We start from the raw sequence: 18,058 nt of genomic DNA, 5'->3' as shown, positions 1-18,058 counted from the left end.
AATAAGGTCGAACAACTTCCACGATCCGTCACACATCTCCAGGCCCACGAATATTTACGTGGTTCCCATCGACTACCCCCTTCGGGCTCGTCTTAGGGGCCGGCTAACCCTGCGCCGATTAGCGTTGCGCAGGAACCCTTGGTCTTTCGGCGAGAGGGCATCTCACCCTCTTTGTCGCTACTCATGTCAGCATTCGCACTTCCGATACGTCCAGCGTCGGTTACCCTTCGCCTTCACTCGCTTACGGAACGCTCCGCTACCGCTGCAGTAAACTGCAACCCTAAGCTTCGGTGCATATCTTTAGCCCCGTTACATCTTCGCCGCAGGAACCCTTATTTAGACCAGTGAGCTGTTACGCTTTCTTTAAAGGATGGCTGCTTCTAAGCCAACCTCCTGGTTGTTTTGGGATTCCCACATGCTTTCCCACTTAGATATGACTTGGGGACCTTAGCTGTAGGTTAGGGCTGTTTCCCTTTTGACGACGGACCTTAGCACCCGCCGTCTGTCTGCCGGATAAGACTCGATGGTATTCGGAGTTTGGTTAGGTTTGGTACCGCTCGCGCAGCCCTAGCCCATCCAGTGCTCTACCCCCATCGGCATACATCCGACGCTCTACCTCAATAGATTTCGCGGAGAACCAGCTATTTCCCGGCTTGATTGGCCTTTCACCCCTAAACACAGCTCATCCGAGAATTTTTCAACATTCACCGGTTCGGTCCTCCAGTGCGTGTTACCGCACCTTCAACCTGGCCATGCCTAGATCGCCGGGGTTCGGGTCTAATTCATCGAACTCAGTCGCCCTATTCAGACTCGCTTTCGCTACGCCTACACCTAACGGCTTAAGCTTGCTCGATAAATTAAGTCACTGACCCATTATGCAAGAGGTACGCTGTCACCCCCTATGGGGCTCCAACTGCTTGTAAGCATCCGGTTTCAGGTACTGTTTCACTCCCCTAATCGGGGTGCTTTTCACCTTTCCCTCACGGTACTGTGTTCGCTATCGGTCATGTGCGAGTATTTAGGCTTGGAGGGTGGTCCCCCCATGTTCAGACAGGATTTCACGTGTCCCGCCCTACTCGAGTCCTTCATCATCACTTTCGCATACGGGGCTGTCACCCACTATGGCCACTCTTTCCAAAGTGTTTTGCTAGTTGAAATGAAGGCACTGGCCTGGTCCCGGTTCGCTCGCCACTACTACGGGAATCTCTGTTGATGTCTTTTCCTCCGGGTACTGAGATGTTTCAGTTCCCCGGGTTCGCTTCACCAAACCTATATATTCAGTCTGGTAATACCCTATCCACCTCTTTCCGCCCGAGCCGAAGCTCGATCGAAAGGAAATGGTGAGGGTGGGTTTCCCCATTCGGAAATCGCCGGATCAAAGTTTGCTCACAACTCCCCGACGCTTATCGCAGCGTGCCACGTCCTTCATCGCCTGCACATGCCAAGGCATCCACCAAATGCTCTTACCTCACGCTTGAGAATCCACACCATCAACGACAGACCTGCATAAAAGTCCGAAGTCTTACGATAGTGCGGAGGAATATCTCAGCCAGATAAATCAATTTGATTGATCTTGCTTGTGATGCACGCGCTCGATCATCCACCGGCCGAAGCCAGTTAGTTGATCAAACCCATGCGCCACGGCATCGATTTAAAAACCCATTCACAATGTCAAAGATCGCAAGGCGCAAACCGCCTTGCTACCGGCCCTAAGTTTTACCCTGGGCCGGATAGCTTTTCGTTTCATCTCTGGAGTTTGGCTGGTGGAGCCTATCGGGATCGAACCGATGACCCCCTGCTTGCAAAGCAGGTGCTCTCCCAGCTGAGCTAAGGCCCCGCACCATTCCAAAACTTGGTAGGTCCGAGTGGATTTGAACCACCGACCTCACCCTTATCAGGGGTGCGCTCTAACCAACTGAGCTACGGACCTACACCACCGTCGCCGGCGATTAAGCCGCGAGGGGCGTGAGCCGGCTCAGGCGTCATGCCGCAAGACGCAAGGCCTTGAGGCAATCTCCAGTGATGAAAGGACATGAGGACGACGGCAATGTTCTTTGAAAAGTCGCGAAGCACTTCCCGGCTCGAGGCCAGGCGCTTTCGTGACGATCCTTAGAAAGGAGGTGATCCAGCCGCAGGTTCCCCTACGGCTACCTTGTTACGACTTCACCCCAGTCGCTGAACCCACCGTGGTCGGCTGCCTCCTAAAAGGTTAGCGCACCGCCTTCGGGTGAATCCAACTCCCATGGTGTGACGGGCGGTGTGTACAAGGCCTGGGAACGTATTCACCGCGGCATGCTGATCCGCGATTACTAGCGATTCCGCCTTCATGCTCTCGAGTTGCAGAGAACAATCCGAACTGAGACATCTTTTGGAGATTAGCTAACCCTCGCGGGATCGCTGCTCACTGTAGATGCCATTGTAGCACGTGTGTAGCCCAGCCTGTAAGGGCCATGAGGACTTGACGTCATCCCCACCTTCCTCCGGCTTATCACCGGCAGTTTCCTTAAAGTGCCCAACTAAATGATGGCAACTAAGGACGAGGGTTGCGCTCGTTGCGGGACTTAACCCAACATCTCACGACACGAGCTGACGACAGCCATGCAGCACCTGTCACTAGGTCCCCGAAGGGAAGGAATCTGTCTCCAGAAACCGTCCTAGGATGTCAAAGGCTGGTAAGGTTCTGCGCGTTGCTTCGAATTAAACCACATGCTCCACCGCTTGTGCAGGCCCCCGTCAATTCCTTTGAGTTTTAATCTTGCGACCGTACTCCCCAGGCGGATAACTTAATGCGTTAGCTGCGCCACCCAAGCTCCATGAGCCCGGACAGCTAGTTATCATCGTTTACGGCGTGGACTACCAGGGTATCTAATCCTGTTTGCTCCCCACGCTTTCGCACCTCAGCGTCAATAACTGTCCAGTGAGTCGCCTTCGCCACTGGTGTTCTTCCGAATATCTACGAATTTCACCTCTACACTCGGAATTCCACTCACCTCTCCAGTATTCTAGCCATCCAGTTTCAAGGGCAGTTCCGGGGTTGAGCCCCGGGATTTCACCCCTGACTTGAAAAGCCGCCTACGTGCGCTTTACGCCCAGTAATTCCGAACAACGCTAGCTCCCTCCGTATTACCGCGGCTGCTGGCACGGAGTTAGCCGGAGCTTATTCTCCAGGTACTGTCATTATCATCCCTGGTAAAAGAGCTTTACAACCCTAAGGCCTTCATCACTCACGCGGCATTGCTGGATCAGGCTTTCGCCCATTGTCCAATATTCCCCACTGCTGCCTCCCGTAGGAGTCTGGGCCGTGTCTCAGTCCCAGTGTGGCTGATCATCCTCTCAGACCAGCTAAGGATCGTCGACTTGGTAGGCCATTACCCCACCAACTATCTAATCCTACGCGGGCCCATCCAAAGGCGATAAATCTTTGGTCCGAAGACATTATCCGGTATTAGCTCAAATTTCTCTGAGTTATTCCGAACCTAAGGGCAGGTTCCCACGCGTTACGCACCCGTGCGCCACTCCCTCCGAAGAGGGCGTTCGACTTGCATGTGTTAGGCATGCCGCCAGCGTTCGTTCTGAGCCAGGATCAAACTCTCAAGTTTGTGTCACACACCAATCAAGCACGGGGATAACCCCGCCAGCCTGCTTGGCATGAGCTTCAAGGAGCCGATACCTGCACTGTCAAACGTAATGGATACGAATGGACATGCATCATCGAAACCGCCTGTGGAGGCGATCAGGATGTGGCAATCGGCTTAAGGTTAAACCGGTACACGGAGCCTTGAGGTCCCCGGACCGGGCGCCGTCGCCCACATGTCCCTTCATCAAAAATCAACAATGTCAAAGAGCCGCTCAACAATGTTAGAAGGGACAGCTTTTGTTCCCCCGATTTACACCGGGGGGACCGGCTATCTCTCTATGTTGGCGACCGAAGCAGTGGGCGGTGGAAGCCGCCAGCGCCGCGTCGGTGAGGGCCATCTAGGCCTGGTGTTGGATTCGGTCAACGGCTTTTTGCAATTTTATTTCGCATTTTTTGCAAACTCGCGGAAATCCGAGGGTTTGAACCCATCTGGCGCCCGGCCGATCTAGGATCGCTGCGGTAGCCTTCAACCGCACCGCTATGTGAGACTCAGAAAAGCAGCCGATTCACGGTCTGAATCGGACTCGATTCATGGGTGAATCGCGAATCTCACCGCTCGCTTTCGGCTCGAATCGTCATTAGCACCCTTGGACATGACGGCAGACAGGGTCAGCGACCAGGAAGCACCGGAAGGTTTTGGTGCGCGCGTGCGGAACGCGCTCGCGTGGAGGTGGGGCAGCCAGCTTGTCGCGCAGTTCATCACCTGGGGCTCGACCATCATGGTGGTCCGCCTGCTCGATCCGTCCGACTATGGTCTGTTCGCGATGAGCCAGGTCGTAGTGTCCGCACTGGGCTTCCTCAATGGCTGGAGTTTCGCCAGTTCGCTGATCCAGGCGGAAAAGGTGGGCGAGCGGGAAATCGGCCAGGTATTCGCGCTCCTGTTGCTGACAAACGGCATCCTCGCGTCCGTGCAGCTGACATTCGCCCCCATAGTCGCGGATTATTACGGGCAGCCTGCTGTGGCCGAACTGCTGCGCGTGCAGGCCCTGATCTTCCTGACCATCCCCTTCACCGCCCTGCCCACGGCACTGCTCGCGCGGCGACTGGAATTCCGCAGTCAGGGAATCGCCAATCTGGTTTCGGCGATCTTTGCGGCTCTCACGGCGCTGGGTCTGGCCTGGACCGGCTTCGGCGTCTGGGCGCTCGTCTACGCCCCCATTGCCGGTTTCTGCGTCCGGGGTGTGATCATGAGCGTCGCCGCCCGGCTATGGGTGCGCCCGGTATTCGACCTGAAAGGCGCGGGCCGACTGATCGGCTTCGGCGGCGCGCTGACGCTGTGCCAGTTGTTCTGGATCATCCAGAGCGAAAGCGACATCGTCATCGCGGGTCGCCTGTTCGATACTCACGATCTGGGGCTGTATTCGGAATCGCTGTTCCTGACCCTGATCGTCACAGGACGCTTCATACCTCCGCTGAACGAGGTGGCGTTCCCCGCCTATGCCGAATTGCACAAGTCCGGCCGCAGCCTCGGCCCCTATTTCCTGAAAACCGCGCAGAGCGTGCTGCTCGTCGTGTCTCCCATCTATATTGGCCTGGCGCTTACCGCTCCCGAAGCGATACTGGTGATCTTCGGCCCAAAATGGGTGGAGATGGCACCGATAGTCTCCGGCCTCGCAGTGGTCATGCCACTAATGGCCGTCCAGATCATCTGTTCACCCACCTGCACGGCGACCGGGAAAGAGCGGATCTACCTCGCCACCAGTATCGCCGGGGCCGCGATTTTCGCGACGTCCTTCTATATCGGCGTGCAATTCGGACCCGAAGGGTTGGTGCACGCCTGGTGGTTAGCGGCGCCACTCTTGCTCGCTTTCACGCTGGCCCTGACCTTGCCGCAGATCGAGCTACCGGCCGCGCGCCTGCTTGGGGCTGCCATCCCGCCGGCTGCCGCTTGCGGGGCAATGGTGCTGGTCGTGCTCGGAATCAGGACTCTGCTCCCGGACGACATTCCCGCGGCGCTGGCACTGGCGGCATTGGCATGCGGTGGGGCAGCCACCTACGCCGCGATCTTGACTCTGGCCTGGCCCGACGTCGTGCGGTCGAGCATCGCAATGCTCAAACGCCGGCCTGCAAGTCCGATGCCGCCCGCATCCGGGCAAGCGCCTTTCGGTCAAACCAATACCATCGTGGATTGAGCCTCGGCCTGAAACCCGGCACCGCCGCGGCGTAAGCCTCGGCCAGATGCTCCGGCAGACCCTGCGGGCCGCGCGACCGCATGATCCCGGTGATGATGCGGTTCTGAAATCGGCGAACCGCATAGTTGGTCATGCGCTGGGACTGGTTTCGCAAGCCCGTGACCGTGATGCTGTTAGGCTCGCAATAAAAGCCGGCGTCCAGGCACACTTCGACCAGATCGTGCCGCCATTCCGATTCCGGCCCGAGATCGGTGTGAGCCAGCGCGCAAATCAATCCGTCGTCGCCGACAAGATCGTTGGGGAGTCTGACTCCGCTCGCCCGAAACCGCCGGATGAAATCGCCAGCCAGGGCATAGCAATCGCCGAACAGGCCGCCTTCTTCCACCATAAGCCGACGATAGTGTTCGGCGTTGCGCCCATTCATGGGAATGGCCGAAGCCGCATTGATATGGGACCGCCGTGTCAGGCATGATTCGAGCGCGGCTATGGCCCCCGGGGTGAGCTCCGCATCGCCATCGACGAACACATATGTATCGGCCTGTGGCGCCTCGTCGAGAACGAAGCGGTTCCAGCTGCGTGCCTTGCCGCCCTCGGCATATTCCACCAGCCGGACGCCCCGTGCTGCGAAACCGCGAACGATCTGTGCGGTACGGTCGGCACTCCCGTTCACCACCACCGTTACCTGCACGCCCGGCTCGTCCAGCGGCAAGCTTTCAAGACAAGCGGCAATCCGCGCTTCTTCGTTATGGGCCAGCACGGTGACCAGCACGCGATTCGATTTTCCGTTCATGCGACGATGTCACCAAGCTTGCCGAGCGCACTGCCATTACCCCGATTGACTTCCCGCGTCAGCCACGTTTCGCGCAAGGCGGTTTGGCCACGGGCCGACCGAGTGGTATGATCGCCCGAGCCGTAGACACCAAGACCTGCGGCCGGGGAGATGATCGATGTTCCGCGGAACGGCACTTGCCGCCCTTCTGTGTCTTGCGACCGGCAGCCTCTCTGCGACGGCGCCCGAAGCGGAAAGCCCGTCCGCCGAGGAGGCAGCGCTCGCAAGCGACAGGTACGAACGGATGACCGTGCCCGTAACTATCGGCGATTCGGGATCCTATCGCTTCCTGATCGACACGGGGGCGCAGGCGACGGTGGTCACGCACAGGATCGTCGACAAACTGGGCCTGACACGTCGCGGGCAGGCCAGGCTCGTCGCGATGGGCAGTTCGCAGATGGTCGATCTGGTCGAAGTCGACGAACTTCGGTTCGCCGATCGCCTCATTACCGGGCTGATGTCGCCCCTGCTCCATGCCGGGCATATCGGCGCCGACGGCATTCTCGGGCTCGACAGCCTTCAGGATCTGCGCGTCCTGATCGATTTCCGCCGGGAGCGCATGCTTGTCGCCGATGCAGATATCCTCGGCGGCAATTCGGGATACGAGATCATCGTGCGCGCGCGGCGCAAGCTGGGACAGATGGTCATCACCGACGCCGAGGTCGACGGCATCCGCGTCGCCGTGGTTATCGATAGCGGGGCACAGAACAGCATCGGCAATCGCGCGCTGCTGCGAAAATTGAAAACGCGCGACACCGGCCTGTTGACCAGCATTGACGTTCACGGAGCAGAGGTGCTCAGCGATCTCTCCTATGTCCGCGAACTCGAGATAGGCGGGATGACCATGGGCAATGTCCCCATCGGCTTCACCGACAGCCCGATCTTCCAGGCATTGGGGCTCGACAGGCGACCGGCTCTGATCCTCGGCATCGGCAACATGCGCGTGTTCGACCGCGTGGCGATCGATTTCCGCACCCGCCAGGTGCTCTTCGATGTGCCCGGACAGGTCGACGCATCCCGTGCTCGGGCGATGTTCACGACTGGCGGGCCAAAGCTCCGCTAGCGCGACAGACACCTTGCCCCGCCGCATTACCTATACCAAGTAAGCGGCCGCATGCCGCCCGATACCGTCACTCCCCCCCAGCAAGACGATCCCGAAGGCTGGGCCACGATCCGGCGCTTCCTCCCGTATCTCTGGCCCAAGGACAACCGTTCGCTGCGCCGGCGCATCGTCGGGGCGATGATCTTCGTCCTGCTCGCCAAGGCGACCACGCTGGCCCTGCCCTTCGCCTATAAGGGCGCGGTCGATGCCATGACCACGCCTGCCAACGAAGCGGCGATGGCGGCGCTGGCCTTCGTCATCGCCTATGCCGCGGGGCGCCTGGCATCGGTGGTGTTCGACAATCTGCGCAACATCATCTTCGAACGCGTCGGGCAGGACGCCACCCGCCAGTTGGCAGAGGATACCTTTGCGCGACTGCACCAGCTTTCGCTGCGCTTCCACCTGTCGCGGCGCACGGGCGAGGTCACCAAAACGATCGATCGCGGGACCAAGAGCATCGATGTCATGCTCTATTTCCTGCTGTTCAACATCGCCCCGACGGCCATCGAACTCATCGCCGTCGGTGTCATCTTCTACATCAATTTCGGCTGGGAACTTGTCGCGGCGACTGCGGTTACCGTGGCCGCCTATATAACGGTGACGCGCAAGATCACCGAATGGCGCAACGAGCTGCGGCGAAAGATGAACGAGCTCGACGGCACGGCGCTCGCCCGCTCGGTCGACAGCCTGCTCAATTACGAGACGGTGAAATATTTCGGCGCCGAAGGGCGCGAACACCAGCGTTATGCCGAAGCCACGCGATCCTATGCCGAAGCTGCGGTGAAGAGCGAGAATTCGCTCGGCCTGCTCAATATCGCGCAGGCGGTGATCATGAACCTGCTGATGGGCGGCGCAATGGCATTCACCGTATGGCAGTGGAGCAAAGGTAGGCTGACCACCGGCGATCTGGTGCTGGTCAACACCTATCTTCTGCAGCTGTTTCGCCCGCTCGACATGCTCGGCTTCGTGTATCGCACCGTGCGTCAGGGTCTGATCGACATGGCCGAGATGTTCCGCCTGATCGATACCGCCGCCGAGGTGAAGGACACGCCTGGCGCCCCGGCGCTGGTGGTGCGTCGGCCGACGGTCGTCTTCGACAAAGTCCGTTTCGGCTATGAAACCGACCGCGAGATTCTACATGGGCTCAGCTTCGAAGTGCCCGCCGGCAACCATGTCGCGATCGTGGGGCCCTCCGGAGCGGGCAAGAGCACGATCGGGCGTCTGCTGTTCCGCTTCTACGATCCGTGGCAGGGACGCATCCTGATCGACGGACAGGATATCGCCGAGGTCACGCAGTCCAGTCTGCGAGAGAAGATCGGCATAGTCCCGCAGGACAGCGTGCTGTTCAATGACACGATCGGCTACAACATCGCATACGGCCGCGACCGAGCGAACCGCGACAAGGTGATCGAAGCGGCACGCGCCGCAGCGATCCTGCCCTTCATCGAGCGCCTGCCGGACGGTTTCGACACCGAGGTGGGCGAACGCGGCTTGAAACTGTCGGGCGGAGAGAAGCAGCGCATCGCGATTGCGCGGACGCTGGTCAAGGATCCGCCCGTCCTGCTGCTGGACGAGGCGACGAGCGCTCTGGACAGCCGTACCGAGCAGGCGATCCTCGCGACGTTGCGGCGCGTGTCCGAAAATCGCACCACGCTGGCCATTGCGCATCGCCTTTCCACCATTGCCGATGCAGACCGGATCCTCGTCCTCGAACAGGGGCGGCTGGCAGAGGCCGGGACGCATGGGCAGTTGCTGCAGAAGCGCGGGCTCTATGCCGAAATGTGGGCGCGCCAACAGGCCGAAAGCGAAGGCTGAACTTCCGCCCCCGCCCTTGTGCTGCAATGCAACATAGTCCATAGAGCTGCGCGATCTCTCGCATGCGCCGCCGGCTGCGTGCGTTCTCCGAACCTGACAGGACATTTGCCATGCTCGACCGTGCCGCGATCCGCCGCGACTGGTTCTCCAATATCCGTGCCGACTTGCTTGCCGGCCTTGTCGTCGCGCTGGCACTCATTCCAGAAGCGATCGGTTTCTCGATCATCGCCGGTGTCGATCCCCGGGTCGGGCTTTATGCTTCGGTCGCCATCGCCATGGTTATTGCCTTCACCGGCGGACGACCGGGGATGATCTCAGCTGCCACCGCCGCTGTTGCCGTGGTAGTCGTGCCGCTCGTGCGCGATCACGGGGTCGAATATCTCTTCGCGGCAACCATCCTGATGGGCGTGTTCCAGGGCATAGCAGCGTTGCTGCGCCTCGATCTTCTGATGCAGTTCGTCTCGCGCTCGGTCATCACCGGCTTCGTAAATGCACTCGCCATTCTCATTTTTACGGCGCAGTTGCCGCAGCTCGATCCCGGTGCTGCCGGAATCGGCTGGATGACCTACGCCATGGTCGCTGCAGCGCTGGCGATGATCTACCTGATCCCCAAGTTGACCACCGCCGTGCCAAGCCCGCTTATTGCGATCATCGTGCTGACCGCGCTGTCGATCTGGATCAATGCCCCGGTCAACACGGTCGCCGATATGGGCGAACTGCCCGAAGGTCTGCCCTATTTCGCCCTGCCCGATGTTCCGTTGAGCTGGGAGACGCTGGCTATCATCGCTCCCTATTCCGCAACCATGGCCGCGGTCGGCCTGCTCGAAAGTCTGCTGACCGCGCAGATCGTCGACGACATGACGCATACCGGCAGCGACAAACGCCGTGAGAGCGCCGGTCAGGGCGCGGCGAACATCGTCGCCGCTTTCTTCGGCGGCATGGGCGGCTGCGCGATGATCGGCCAGTCGGTCATCAACGTGACCAGTGGCGGCCGCGGGCGCTTATCGACCTTTACGGCGGGCCTCGCCTTACTGATCCTGCTCGCGCTGCTCGGCGACCTCGTCGGTCAGGTGCCGATGCCCGCGCTGGTGGCGATCATGATCATGGTTTCGGTCGGCACCTTCAGTTGGAACTCCATCCCCAATATCGCCAAGCATCCGTGGCAGAGCAGCGTCGTCATGGTGACCACGGTCGTGGTGGTAGTTGCCACGCACAACCTCGCGCTGGGCGTGCTGGCGGGCGCGGCCCTCTCGGGCGTGTTCTTCACCCACAAGGTGATGACGATGTTCGAGGTCGTGCGCGAACGCGAGGGCGAGAGCGCGATCTATCGCGCCGGGGGCCAGATCTTCTATGCCAGCGTCGAACGCTTCGAAGCCGCGCTCGGTCCCGAAAGCATCCAGCCCGATCCCGCAGACCACGTCGTGATCGACGTATCCAAAGCGCATTTCTGGGACATCAGCGCAGTCGGCGCGCTCGACAAGGTGGTCGAGCGGATGCGCCGCAATGGCCGCAGTGTGCAGGTCGTCGGCCTCAATCGCGCGAGCGCAGACCTGGTCGACAAGTTCGCCCTCACCGACAAGACCGGCGTCGAAAGCGGGCTTGCGCCTCACCCCTGACCTGCAGCGAGTTCCTTCAGGATTTCGAGCGCCTCGGCGGCGCGACCTTCCGGCACGAAGGCATGGTCGTGGTGGAGCGCAGCGACCATGTTGCAGGCGATCCCGGCCTCGGCCAGCACGCCGGAAACCGCCGCCGTCAACCCGACGCCTTCGAGGTCGGAGAATACTTCCAGCACGATCCGCGCGAAAACGGGCGCTCCCTCCGACGCGAGCTGGACCGGGACGATTGCCGAAACCCCTTCATCCTCTCGAAACGTGCCCAGCGCCGCCCCCAGCAATTCGGAAGCCCGGTCCGGCGTGACCGGTACGAAGCACCAGCGCCGCTCGTCGAGTCGCGGGCTCATTTGTTCGATCATCGCCCGACCGTCACGTGTCGGGCTGGTCATCACAGGATATACTTGCTGAGATCCGCATCGCCGGCGAGCGTTTCAAGGCGTTCGCGCACATAGGCCGCGTCGATCGTGATCGTTTCGCCCTTATGGTCTTCGGCCTCGAAGCTGATCTCCTCGAGCAGACGTTCCATAACCGTTTGCAGGCGGCGGGCCCCGATATTCTCGACCGTCTCGTTCACGCGGGCAGCCAATTTGGCGACTTCCGCGATCGCATCTTCGGTGAAATCGAGCGTCACCTCCTCGGTGCCGATCAGCGCCTTGTACTGCTCCACGAGGTTGGCGCGCGTTTCCTTCAGAATGCGCACGAAGTCCTCTTCGGTCAGTGCCCGCAGTTCGACGCGGATCGGCAAACGGCCCTGAAGTTCCGGCAGCATGTCGCTGGGCTTGGCCACGTGAAACGCGCCCGATGCGATGAAGAGCACATGGTCGGTCTTCATCGGCCCGTATTTGGTCGCCACGGTGGTACCCTCGATCAGCGGCAGCAGATCGCGCTGCACACCCTCGCGGCTGACCGATCCGCCGCGAACGTCGGACACGGCGATCTTGTCGATCTCGTCCAGGAAGACGATACCGTTGGTCTCCGCATTCTCCAGCGCGACGCGATTGACGTCGTCCTGATCCATCCGCTTGTCGGCCTCTTCATCGACGAGGCGGTCCCAGGCATCTGGCACTTTCAGTTTGCGCCGTTTCAAAGGGCTCTTGCCCATCGCCTTGCCGAGCATGTCCGACAGATCGATCATGCCGACACCGCCGGGCATACCGGGAATATCCATTTGCTGGCCCGGCTGCTCGCGCACTTCGATCTCGACCTCGGTGTCGTTCATCGCATTTTCGACGATGCGCTGGCGGAACGCCTCGCGCGTCGCTTCGCTGGCATTGTCGCCCACCAGCGCGGTGAGCAGCCGGTCCATCGCTGCCTTGCTGGCCGCTTCGCGCACCGCCTCGCGGCGACGCTCCTTCTCCAGCCTGATCGCTTCTTCGGCGAGATCGCGCGCGATCTGGTCGACATCGCGACCGACATAGCCGACCTCGGTGAACTTGGTCGCTTCGATCTTGATGAAGGGCGCTTCGGCGAGCTTCGCCAGTCGGCGGCTGATTTCCGTCTTGCCGCATCCGGTGGGGCCGATCATCAGAATGTTTTTCGGCGTCACTTCATCGCGCAGCTCGGGGCCGAGCCGCTGGCGGCGCCAGCGATTGCGCAGCGCCACGGCGACCGCACGTTTGGCGTCTTTCTGGCCGATAATATGTTCGTCGAGGGCGACGACGATGGCTTTGGGGGTCAGGTTGTCGGTCAATTCATTTTTTCCAAAGTCGCGCTCACGCGCGGTGGATGGGCGAGGATGAGTGGGTTTGCCGAGGGCAAATCCGTCACACCGTTTCGAGCGTCACATTGCCGTTCGTGAATACGCAGACGTCGGCGGCGACCGCCATGGCCTTGCGTGCAATGGTTTCGGCGTCGTCTTCGTAATCGACCAGCGCCTTGGCAGCCGACAGCGCGTAATTGCCGCCCGAGCCGATGGCAGCGATCCCGCCTTCGGGTTCGAGCACGTCGCCATTGCCGGTCAGCACCAGCAGGTTGTCCTTGTCCGCCACGATCATCAGCGCTTCGAGATTGCGCAGATACTTGTCCATGCGCCAATCCTTGGTCAGTTCGACCGCGGCGCGCAGGAGCTGGCCGTTATGCTGTTCGAGCTTGCGTTCGAGCCGTTCGAACAGGGTGAAGGCATCCGCGGTCGCGCCCGCGAAGCCGGCAACGACCTTGCCGCCCTCGCCGATCCGGCGAACCTTCCTGGCATTGGGCTTCATCACCGTATTGCCCATGGAGACCTGTCCGTCTCCGGCAATCACGGTTTCAGTGCCGCGCTTGACGCCAATGATGGTGGTGGAATGCCACTGGGTCAGGCCGTGGCGATTGTCGTTTGCATCCATGCCGCGCGATATGGGGGGCGCAAAGCAGTGGTCAAGCTATGCGCTCGACAGCGTCAGGAGCCCGGGCCCTGACCGCCGACGCCCGGCGCGCCGACCGCACCGATATTTCCGAACAGATCTTCGAGGAAAGTGCGTTCCCTGCCCAGCGTCGGCGTCGCATCGCCATCGGGGCTGAGATAGACGACCTTGTCCATTCCCGTCCGTTCGGCGGACACGACGTTGCCGGCCTGATCGAACTTTACCGCCAGCACCGAATGTTCCCGAATGCGCGGACGCACGAAGGGTTTGCGCGCGGTCGTGCTGGACACATAGTACCACGTTTTCTCGCCATACTGGCTTTCGAAAGTCGGCCGGCCGAGAACGCCTGCCACGCTCTGTTCGTTATCAATGCCGGGCTGGACCGATTGCACCAGCGCCGCATCGACGATGTAGCCGCGCGGCTCGCGGATGGAGGTGCAACCGCTCGCGGCAATGGCGCCTGCGCCGATGGCGGCGAGACCCAGAATTTTCGCTCTGTTCATGGGAACAGCAAATCTCCGTCTTCCGGCAGGTGCTTGGCCGCGGGCGGCCACCTGCCTATATGCTCGGCCAACGCCTTAATCCGAAAGCGTCGGCCCATGCAACTCGGCAATGGGCGGCGCTTGGGGATCGCGGCCTGTATTGCCGCTGAACGGAGTAGTCTCGTGTCTTTCCTCGCCCGCCTTTTCGGCACTCGGCCCGACCCGCGCGAAGAATGGCGCGCCCTGTGGCATCGCATTGTCGGCGAAGCGCGCGATCCCGACTGGTATCGCATGTGCGGCGTCGCCGATTCCGTCGAAGGGCGGTACGACATGATCACGCTGGTGCTGACCCTGGTCATGCTGCGGCTGGAGGACGAAGGCGATCAGGGCCCTGCCACCGCCCGACTGACAGAGCTGTTCGTCGACGACATGGAAGGCCAGATGCGCGAGGCGGGGATCGGCGATCCGACCGTGGGCAAGAAGATCAATGCGCTGATGGAAAGCATGAACGGGCGCATCGGCGCCTATCGCGAAGGCCTGCGCAGCGATCCGAAAGTGCTGGTGGAGGCGGTGCGCCGCAATGTCACCATGGCCCAGCCCGACGAGGCCGAGGCGCTGGTCCAGCGCATGGCGGCCCTGCATGCGCGGCTCGAACGGACCGGGCTCGATCAGCTGCGGGCGGGCGAGATCGCGGCATGAGCGCGGTCGAACTCAGCCGTCCGGTCAAGCCGCGCGTTCTGCCCGCCGAGCCAATCGTGGTGGAGGCCAGCGAGGCCGAGCGCGCCGCGCTGGCGGAACGGTTCGGCATAACGTCGATCCCGGCGCTTAAAGCGACGATCGCGTTCGGGACCCGGGACGACGCGGTGCTGGCCAATGGCACGCTGACCGCCACCATCGAACAGCCCTGCGCGGTCACGCGCGAAGACCTGACCTACGATGTCGAGGAGCCACTCGCATTGCGCTTCATACCGGCAGGATCGCTGCCGGACCATGCGCCCGACGAGGAAATCGAACTCGACAGCGAGGATCTCGACGAGATCGAATATGAGGGCGACACCTTTGACCTCGGCGAAGCGATCGCGCAGACGCTTGCGCTGGCCATCGATCCCTACCGCGAAGGCCCGGGCGCCGACGAGGCGCGCCGCAAGGCGGGCATCGCAAGCGACGAGGATCAGGCGCCAAGCGGCCCACTGGCCGAAGCACTGGCAGGGTTGAAGGGCAAGGAAGGGTAGCGTCCGCTAGTGGGGTGGTTTTGCGACAGTCTGCTTTCGGTGGTTGGCCGGGTCAAAGCGGACATCCACTGAACTTCGTCCAGGGCTTTGTAGCCGGTGGTCACCCAGTTGACCAGCGGCAGGACGGCGAACACCGCGCCAAGGGCGAAGAGCGGCACGTGGCGAGCAGCGCAAGATAGACCGAATTCGATCTAAGCGATCTGCCGATGGTGGATCGGACGGGCTGCGGGCACATTGGAGGCATCGAAATCGGAAAGGAGCCCCCCGTGTCCGTCGAAGCCACCACTGCCGCGAACGATATCCGTCAATTGACCCAGGACAATGGTCTCTTGGGCACGAGTCGAAATGGACAGATGCAGGAGGTTCGCGACATTCTGGACGGACTGTCGCCCGCCGACCGGAACATCGCGATCAGCCAGCTGTCCGACGCCGATCTCCAGGCCCTGGCCGATGATGTCAACGCTGGCGGCATCCTGGGGGCGCAGGGCCTGTCGGCCGATGAGAAACGCGATATGTTCGTCGACCTTGCGCGAGGTCTCGAGGGCGATCAGCTGGCGCGGATCAGCGAGGCCTTCGACGATCGCGCGGATGTGATTGCCTTGGGCGACGCCGTCGCCACCCATGCCACCGCCGAAGTCAAGGTGGACTTCGTCGCCGCCACCGCGGACCGAACGACCGATAATCCGACGACCGACCATGTCAGCATTGGTTCTTCGTACTCGCAGAACGGCGACGCCGATGCCGTGGCGATCGGATCGGTGATCGCCAGCCTGAACGGGAACGCGTCCGCCGTGAACCGGAGCCTGGCCAGTCTGAGCGACGACCAGCTTCAGGCCGTCGCCACCGCCGGTGCCGGCCAGGTCAACTTCTACAGCCGAGCCGGGGTGTCGATCAGCCTGAGTCCCGACCGCCTGACGGACTTCCTGGACGCTGCAGCCACGGCTTCCAGCGCCGAACAGAAGGGCCGAGCCTTCGAAGCGGGTGCCACCACGCTGAATGCCATCGGGCAGGACACGGGCTTTGGCGTGATCAATCCGGAGCTGGGCACAACCTCCGAAGCGATCCAGGCCTCGCTGACCCGAATCCTGGATGCCGATACCAATGGCGTCCTCCGTTACCTCGAGACAGCGGACCGGACCGGCGGGGCTCTGTCGGCCTACACGACTCAGACCCTGTCCCAAGACGGCGGGCAGGAACAGATCGGACGGCTGATCGAGCGGGTGCAGCAGGGCAATGGTCTGAACCAGACGCCCCAAAGCCGCTTCGAGACCCTCGAAAACGGCCATTATCGGAACGCTCAGGTGATGGGGTATCTGTCCGGGGCGATCCAGGTAGGGATCACCAAGAACGCCGAGAGCGCCCGCGAACAGGCCGAGCTGGTGACGGGCATTTTCTCCGAAGTAGTCGGCCTGGGCACAGGGAATCTGCCAGGTCCGGTTGGATCGACGATCGGCGTCCTGACCGATCAGGTCATGGACCAGATTGTCGACGAGCTGGCCAGTTCCGGCGATCTCAGCTCGGCGATGTATGAGCTCACCTTCCCCACCGACACTGGCACCAGTCGCCCCTATGAGGGGCCGGCCGAGGCCGACTATGATTCCGCTTCCAGCCGTGTCATACTCGCCAATCGCTAGGGAGCATGGGTTGATCGGTGCGTGTTTTTTGGACAGGCTTGGCTTTAATGTCGGCCCTACTGGCGTGCGCGCCGATGGCTGAGGAAGTGCCACCGCCTCCCGACGGCGCGAGTCCCTATCGACCGTCGACCGGCGTGCCGGAACAGGTTTCGCGCATGGAGATTGCCTTGGCCTCGCGGATCGAGGAGCGCTACAAGCCGCTCGACTGGACGCTATACTCGCTGCCTGAAACGACCCCTGAAGACGAAGTTCTGCGCTATTACGAAACCCGTCTTTCCGACTGGGATGGGTCGGGCGATGGAAATGACCGCGATGTCCGTTATCGCATCTGGACGCGTGAGGATCAGGTCATCGCGGTCGCGGTGTTGCCCCGGACCGTCGAAACCGGGGCATCCGTGCTGATGGTTCTGCAGGATCGCTGACACGGAGTGTTCAAGTGCGGTGTTTGGCAAGAGCGACTTCGTTGGGGTCGCCGAGTTCGTCTGGATGTTTGGTGCCGGCAGTGGGACTATCGCCTGCTCGGAGATAGGCGGCCAGGTCCTTCGGACCGACGGTATCCATTTCAGTCGGCGGGTTCGACGTTCCGACCACGATACGGCGGCGGTTGCCAGCAGACGGGTCTTGGCGAACATAGTACGGTGTCTACCGGATTCGATGGACATCCTGCTGCCCAATTTCCGTCGATATCACCAGGCCGTTCGCCGATACGAGGGGCGCGCTGATGGAAAATCGGGGCGGCATACAAATTGCACAATTCGCCAAATCTGACGATGTGGCCCGTTACCACCGAATGCCATGTGCGGTGCAGTGTTGTAGTTAGTAGTTGTCACCCGCTCTTGGGTGGTTTTGCGACCGTCCGCCTCCAGATCGAGGACAGGGTTGACCAAACACGTGCTCCAACCATATAGTTATCATGGTAACCATGAGGGATTTCATGAGCAATCAGTTGAATGTCGTCGCGCGCATCGTTCCGAAGTCGGAGCATTTAGATGCAGCACGAGATGCAATCCGGAACATCCTTGAACAAACCCGGGCCGAACCGGGCTGCATCGAATTTCGCCTTAGCGAAAGCGCGAGCGAAGGCTCTTTGCATCTCTACGAGGAATGGCGCGATGAGGCAGCGCTCGCATCGCATCACGAGCAGCCATACACGAAGGCTGTTTTCGCGGCCTATCGGGACTGGCTAGCCGAAGAACCCGAGATTTTGCACCTGCGCCCAGTGCGATAGTATTGTGTTTTT

Annotated in this window: 15 protein-coding genes, 2 tRNA genes and 2 rRNA genes (1 of these 19 only partly in view); 9 read left to right on the top strand and 10 right to left on the bottom strand. The window is 61.1% G+C overall.

Annotated elements, in window-relative coordinates:
- From K3174_RS13295 to K3174_RS13280, 4 genes are all read right to left on the bottom strand, one after another.
- Nucleotides 1-1,477, bottom strand: a 23S ribosomal RNA gene (locus K3174_RS13295); it reaches 1,313 nt to the left of the window's first position.
- Between the two features lie 284 nt (nucleotides 1,478-1,761).
- Nucleotides 1,762-1,837: transfer RNA gene (locus tag K3174_RS13290), tRNA-Ala, on the bottom strand.
- 16 nt (nucleotides 1,838-1,853) lie between these two features.
- Nucleotides 1,854-1,930 (bottom strand) — tRNA-Ile (locus K3174_RS13285).
- A 183-nt stretch (nucleotides 1,931-2,113) separates the two neighbouring features.
- Nucleotides 2,114-3,599, bottom strand: a 16S ribosomal RNA gene (locus K3174_RS13280).
- Together the 16S and 23S rRNA genes with 2 tRNA genes alongside form the textbook arrangement of a ribosomal RNA operon.
- 631 nt (nucleotides 3,600-4,230) lie before the next feature.
- On the opposite strand from K3174_RS13280, the gene K3174_RS13275 reads away from it, so the two are divergent.
- The gene (locus K3174_RS13275; protein ID WP_221559340.1) at nucleotides 4,231-5,769 is read left to right on the top strand and encodes a lipopolysaccharide biosynthesis protein; all 1,539 of its coding nucleotides are present in this window, start codon (nucleotides 4,231-4,233) and stop codon (nucleotides 5,767-5,769) included.
- Here K3174_RS13275 and K3174_RS13270 read toward each other — a convergent pair.
- Complete coding sequence (locus K3174_RS13270; RefSeq protein WP_221559331.1) at nucleotides 5,690-6,559, bottom strand: glycosyltransferase family 2 protein; 870 nt, start codon at nucleotides 6,557-6,559, stop codon at nucleotides 5,690-5,692. The two genes, K3174_RS13275 and K3174_RS13270, sit on opposite strands and share 80 nt — an antisense overlap.
- A gap of 157 nt (nucleotides 6,560-6,716) precedes the next feature.
- On the opposite strand from K3174_RS13270, the gene K3174_RS13265 reads away from it, so the two are divergent.
- From K3174_RS13265 to K3174_RS13255, 3 genes are all read left to right on the top strand, one after another.
- A complete protein-coding gene (locus K3174_RS13265; RefSeq protein WP_221559329.1) occupies nucleotides 6,717-7,661 on the top strand; it encodes a retroviral-like aspartic protease family protein in 945 nt (314 codons plus the stop codon).
- A gap of 51 nt (nucleotides 7,662-7,712) precedes the next feature.
- Nucleotides 7,713-9,515, top strand: coding sequence for an ABCB family ABC transporter ATP-binding protein/permease (locus K3174_RS13260; protein ID WP_221559327.1), 1,803 nt, complete (start codon nucleotides 7,713-7,715; stop codon nucleotides 9,513-9,515).
- Nucleotides 9,516-9,625: 110 nt separating this feature from the next.
- A complete protein-coding gene (locus tag K3174_RS13255) occupies nucleotides 9,626-11,131 on the top strand; it encodes a SulP family inorganic anion transporter (protein WP_221559355.1) in 1,506 nt (501 codons plus the stop codon).
- On the opposite strand, the gene K3174_RS13250 is transcribed toward K3174_RS13255, so the two are convergent.
- The 4 genes from K3174_RS13250 to K3174_RS13235 form a co-directional block, all read right to left on the bottom strand.
- Nucleotides 11,122-11,517, bottom strand: a complete 396-nt coding sequence (locus K3174_RS13250) for an ACT domain-containing protein (RefSeq protein WP_221559325.1) — start codon at nucleotides 11,515-11,517, stop codon at nucleotides 11,122-11,124. The genes K3174_RS13255 and K3174_RS13250 overlap by 10 nt on opposite strands.
- Complete coding sequence (gene hslU, locus K3174_RS13245) at nucleotides 11,517-12,818, bottom strand: ATP-dependent protease ATPase subunit HslU (RefSeq protein WP_221559324.1); 1,302 nt, start codon at nucleotides 12,816-12,818, stop codon at nucleotides 11,517-11,519. The genes K3174_RS13250 and hslU overlap by 1 nt, the downstream gene beginning before the upstream one ends.
- A gap of 73 nt (nucleotides 12,819-12,891) precedes the next feature.
- Nucleotides 12,892-13,452, bottom strand: a complete 561-nt coding sequence (gene hslV, locus K3174_RS13240) for an ATP-dependent protease subunit HslV (protein WP_282099719.1) — start codon at nucleotides 13,450-13,452, stop codon at nucleotides 12,892-12,894.
- Nucleotides 13,453-13,505: 53 nt separating this feature from the next.
- On the bottom strand, nucleotides 13,506-13,973 hold the full coding sequence (locus tag K3174_RS13235) for an outer membrane protein assembly factor BamE (protein ID WP_221559322.1): 468 nt from the start codon (nucleotides 13,971-13,973) through the stop codon (nucleotides 13,506-13,508).
- A 162-nt stretch (nucleotides 13,974-14,135) separates the two neighbouring features.
- On the opposite strand from K3174_RS13235, the gene K3174_RS13230 reads away from it, so the two are divergent.
- From K3174_RS13230 to K3174_RS13215, 4 genes are all read left to right on the top strand, one after another.
- Nucleotides 14,136-14,651: a ubiquinol-cytochrome C chaperone family protein gene (locus K3174_RS13230; protein WP_221559320.1), complete on the top strand. Its 516-nt coding sequence runs from the start codon at nucleotides 14,136-14,138 to the stop codon at nucleotides 14,649-14,651.
- Nucleotides 14,648-15,184 (top strand): YceD family protein, encoded by a 537-nt coding sequence (locus tag K3174_RS13225; protein ID WP_221559318.1) that lies wholly within the window; start codon nucleotides 14,648-14,650, stop codon nucleotides 15,182-15,184. The genes K3174_RS13230 and K3174_RS13225 overlap by 4 nt, the downstream gene beginning before the upstream one ends.
- A 266-nt stretch (nucleotides 15,185-15,450) precedes the next feature.
- Entirely contained in the window at nucleotides 15,451-16,818 is a 1,368-nt protein-coding gene (locus K3174_RS13220; RefSeq protein ID WP_221559316.1) for a hypothetical protein, read from the top strand.
- A gap of 74 nt (nucleotides 16,819-16,892) precedes the next feature.
- The gene (locus K3174_RS13215) at nucleotides 16,893-17,240 is read left to right on the top strand and encodes a hypothetical protein (RefSeq protein WP_221559314.1); all 348 of its coding nucleotides are present in this window, start codon (nucleotides 16,893-16,895) and stop codon (nucleotides 17,238-17,240) included.
- A 10-nt stretch (nucleotides 17,241-17,250) separates the two neighbouring features.
- Here the strand turns inward: K3174_RS13215 and K3174_RS17015 are convergent, their stop codons facing one another.
- Nucleotides 17,251-17,379: a hypothetical protein gene (locus K3174_RS17015; protein WP_282099718.1), complete on the bottom strand. Its 129-nt coding sequence runs from the start codon at nucleotides 17,377-17,379 to the stop codon at nucleotides 17,251-17,253.
- 373 nt (nucleotides 17,380-17,752) lie between these two features.
- Between K3174_RS17015 and K3174_RS13210 the strand changes: the two genes are divergently transcribed.
- Nucleotides 17,753-18,046, top strand: coding sequence for a putative quinol monooxygenase (locus K3174_RS13210; RefSeq protein ID WP_221559312.1), 294 nt, complete (start codon nucleotides 17,753-17,755; stop codon nucleotides 18,044-18,046).
- Nucleotides 18,047-18,058 lie beyond the last annotated feature (12 nt).

The organism is Qipengyuania qiaonensis (genome assembly GCF_019711515.1).
GTDB lineage: Bacteria > Pseudomonadota > Alphaproteobacteria > Sphingomonadales > Sphingomonadaceae > Qipengyuania > Qipengyuania qiaonensis.
This window is presented reverse-complemented; position numbering and strand designations above follow the sequence as displayed.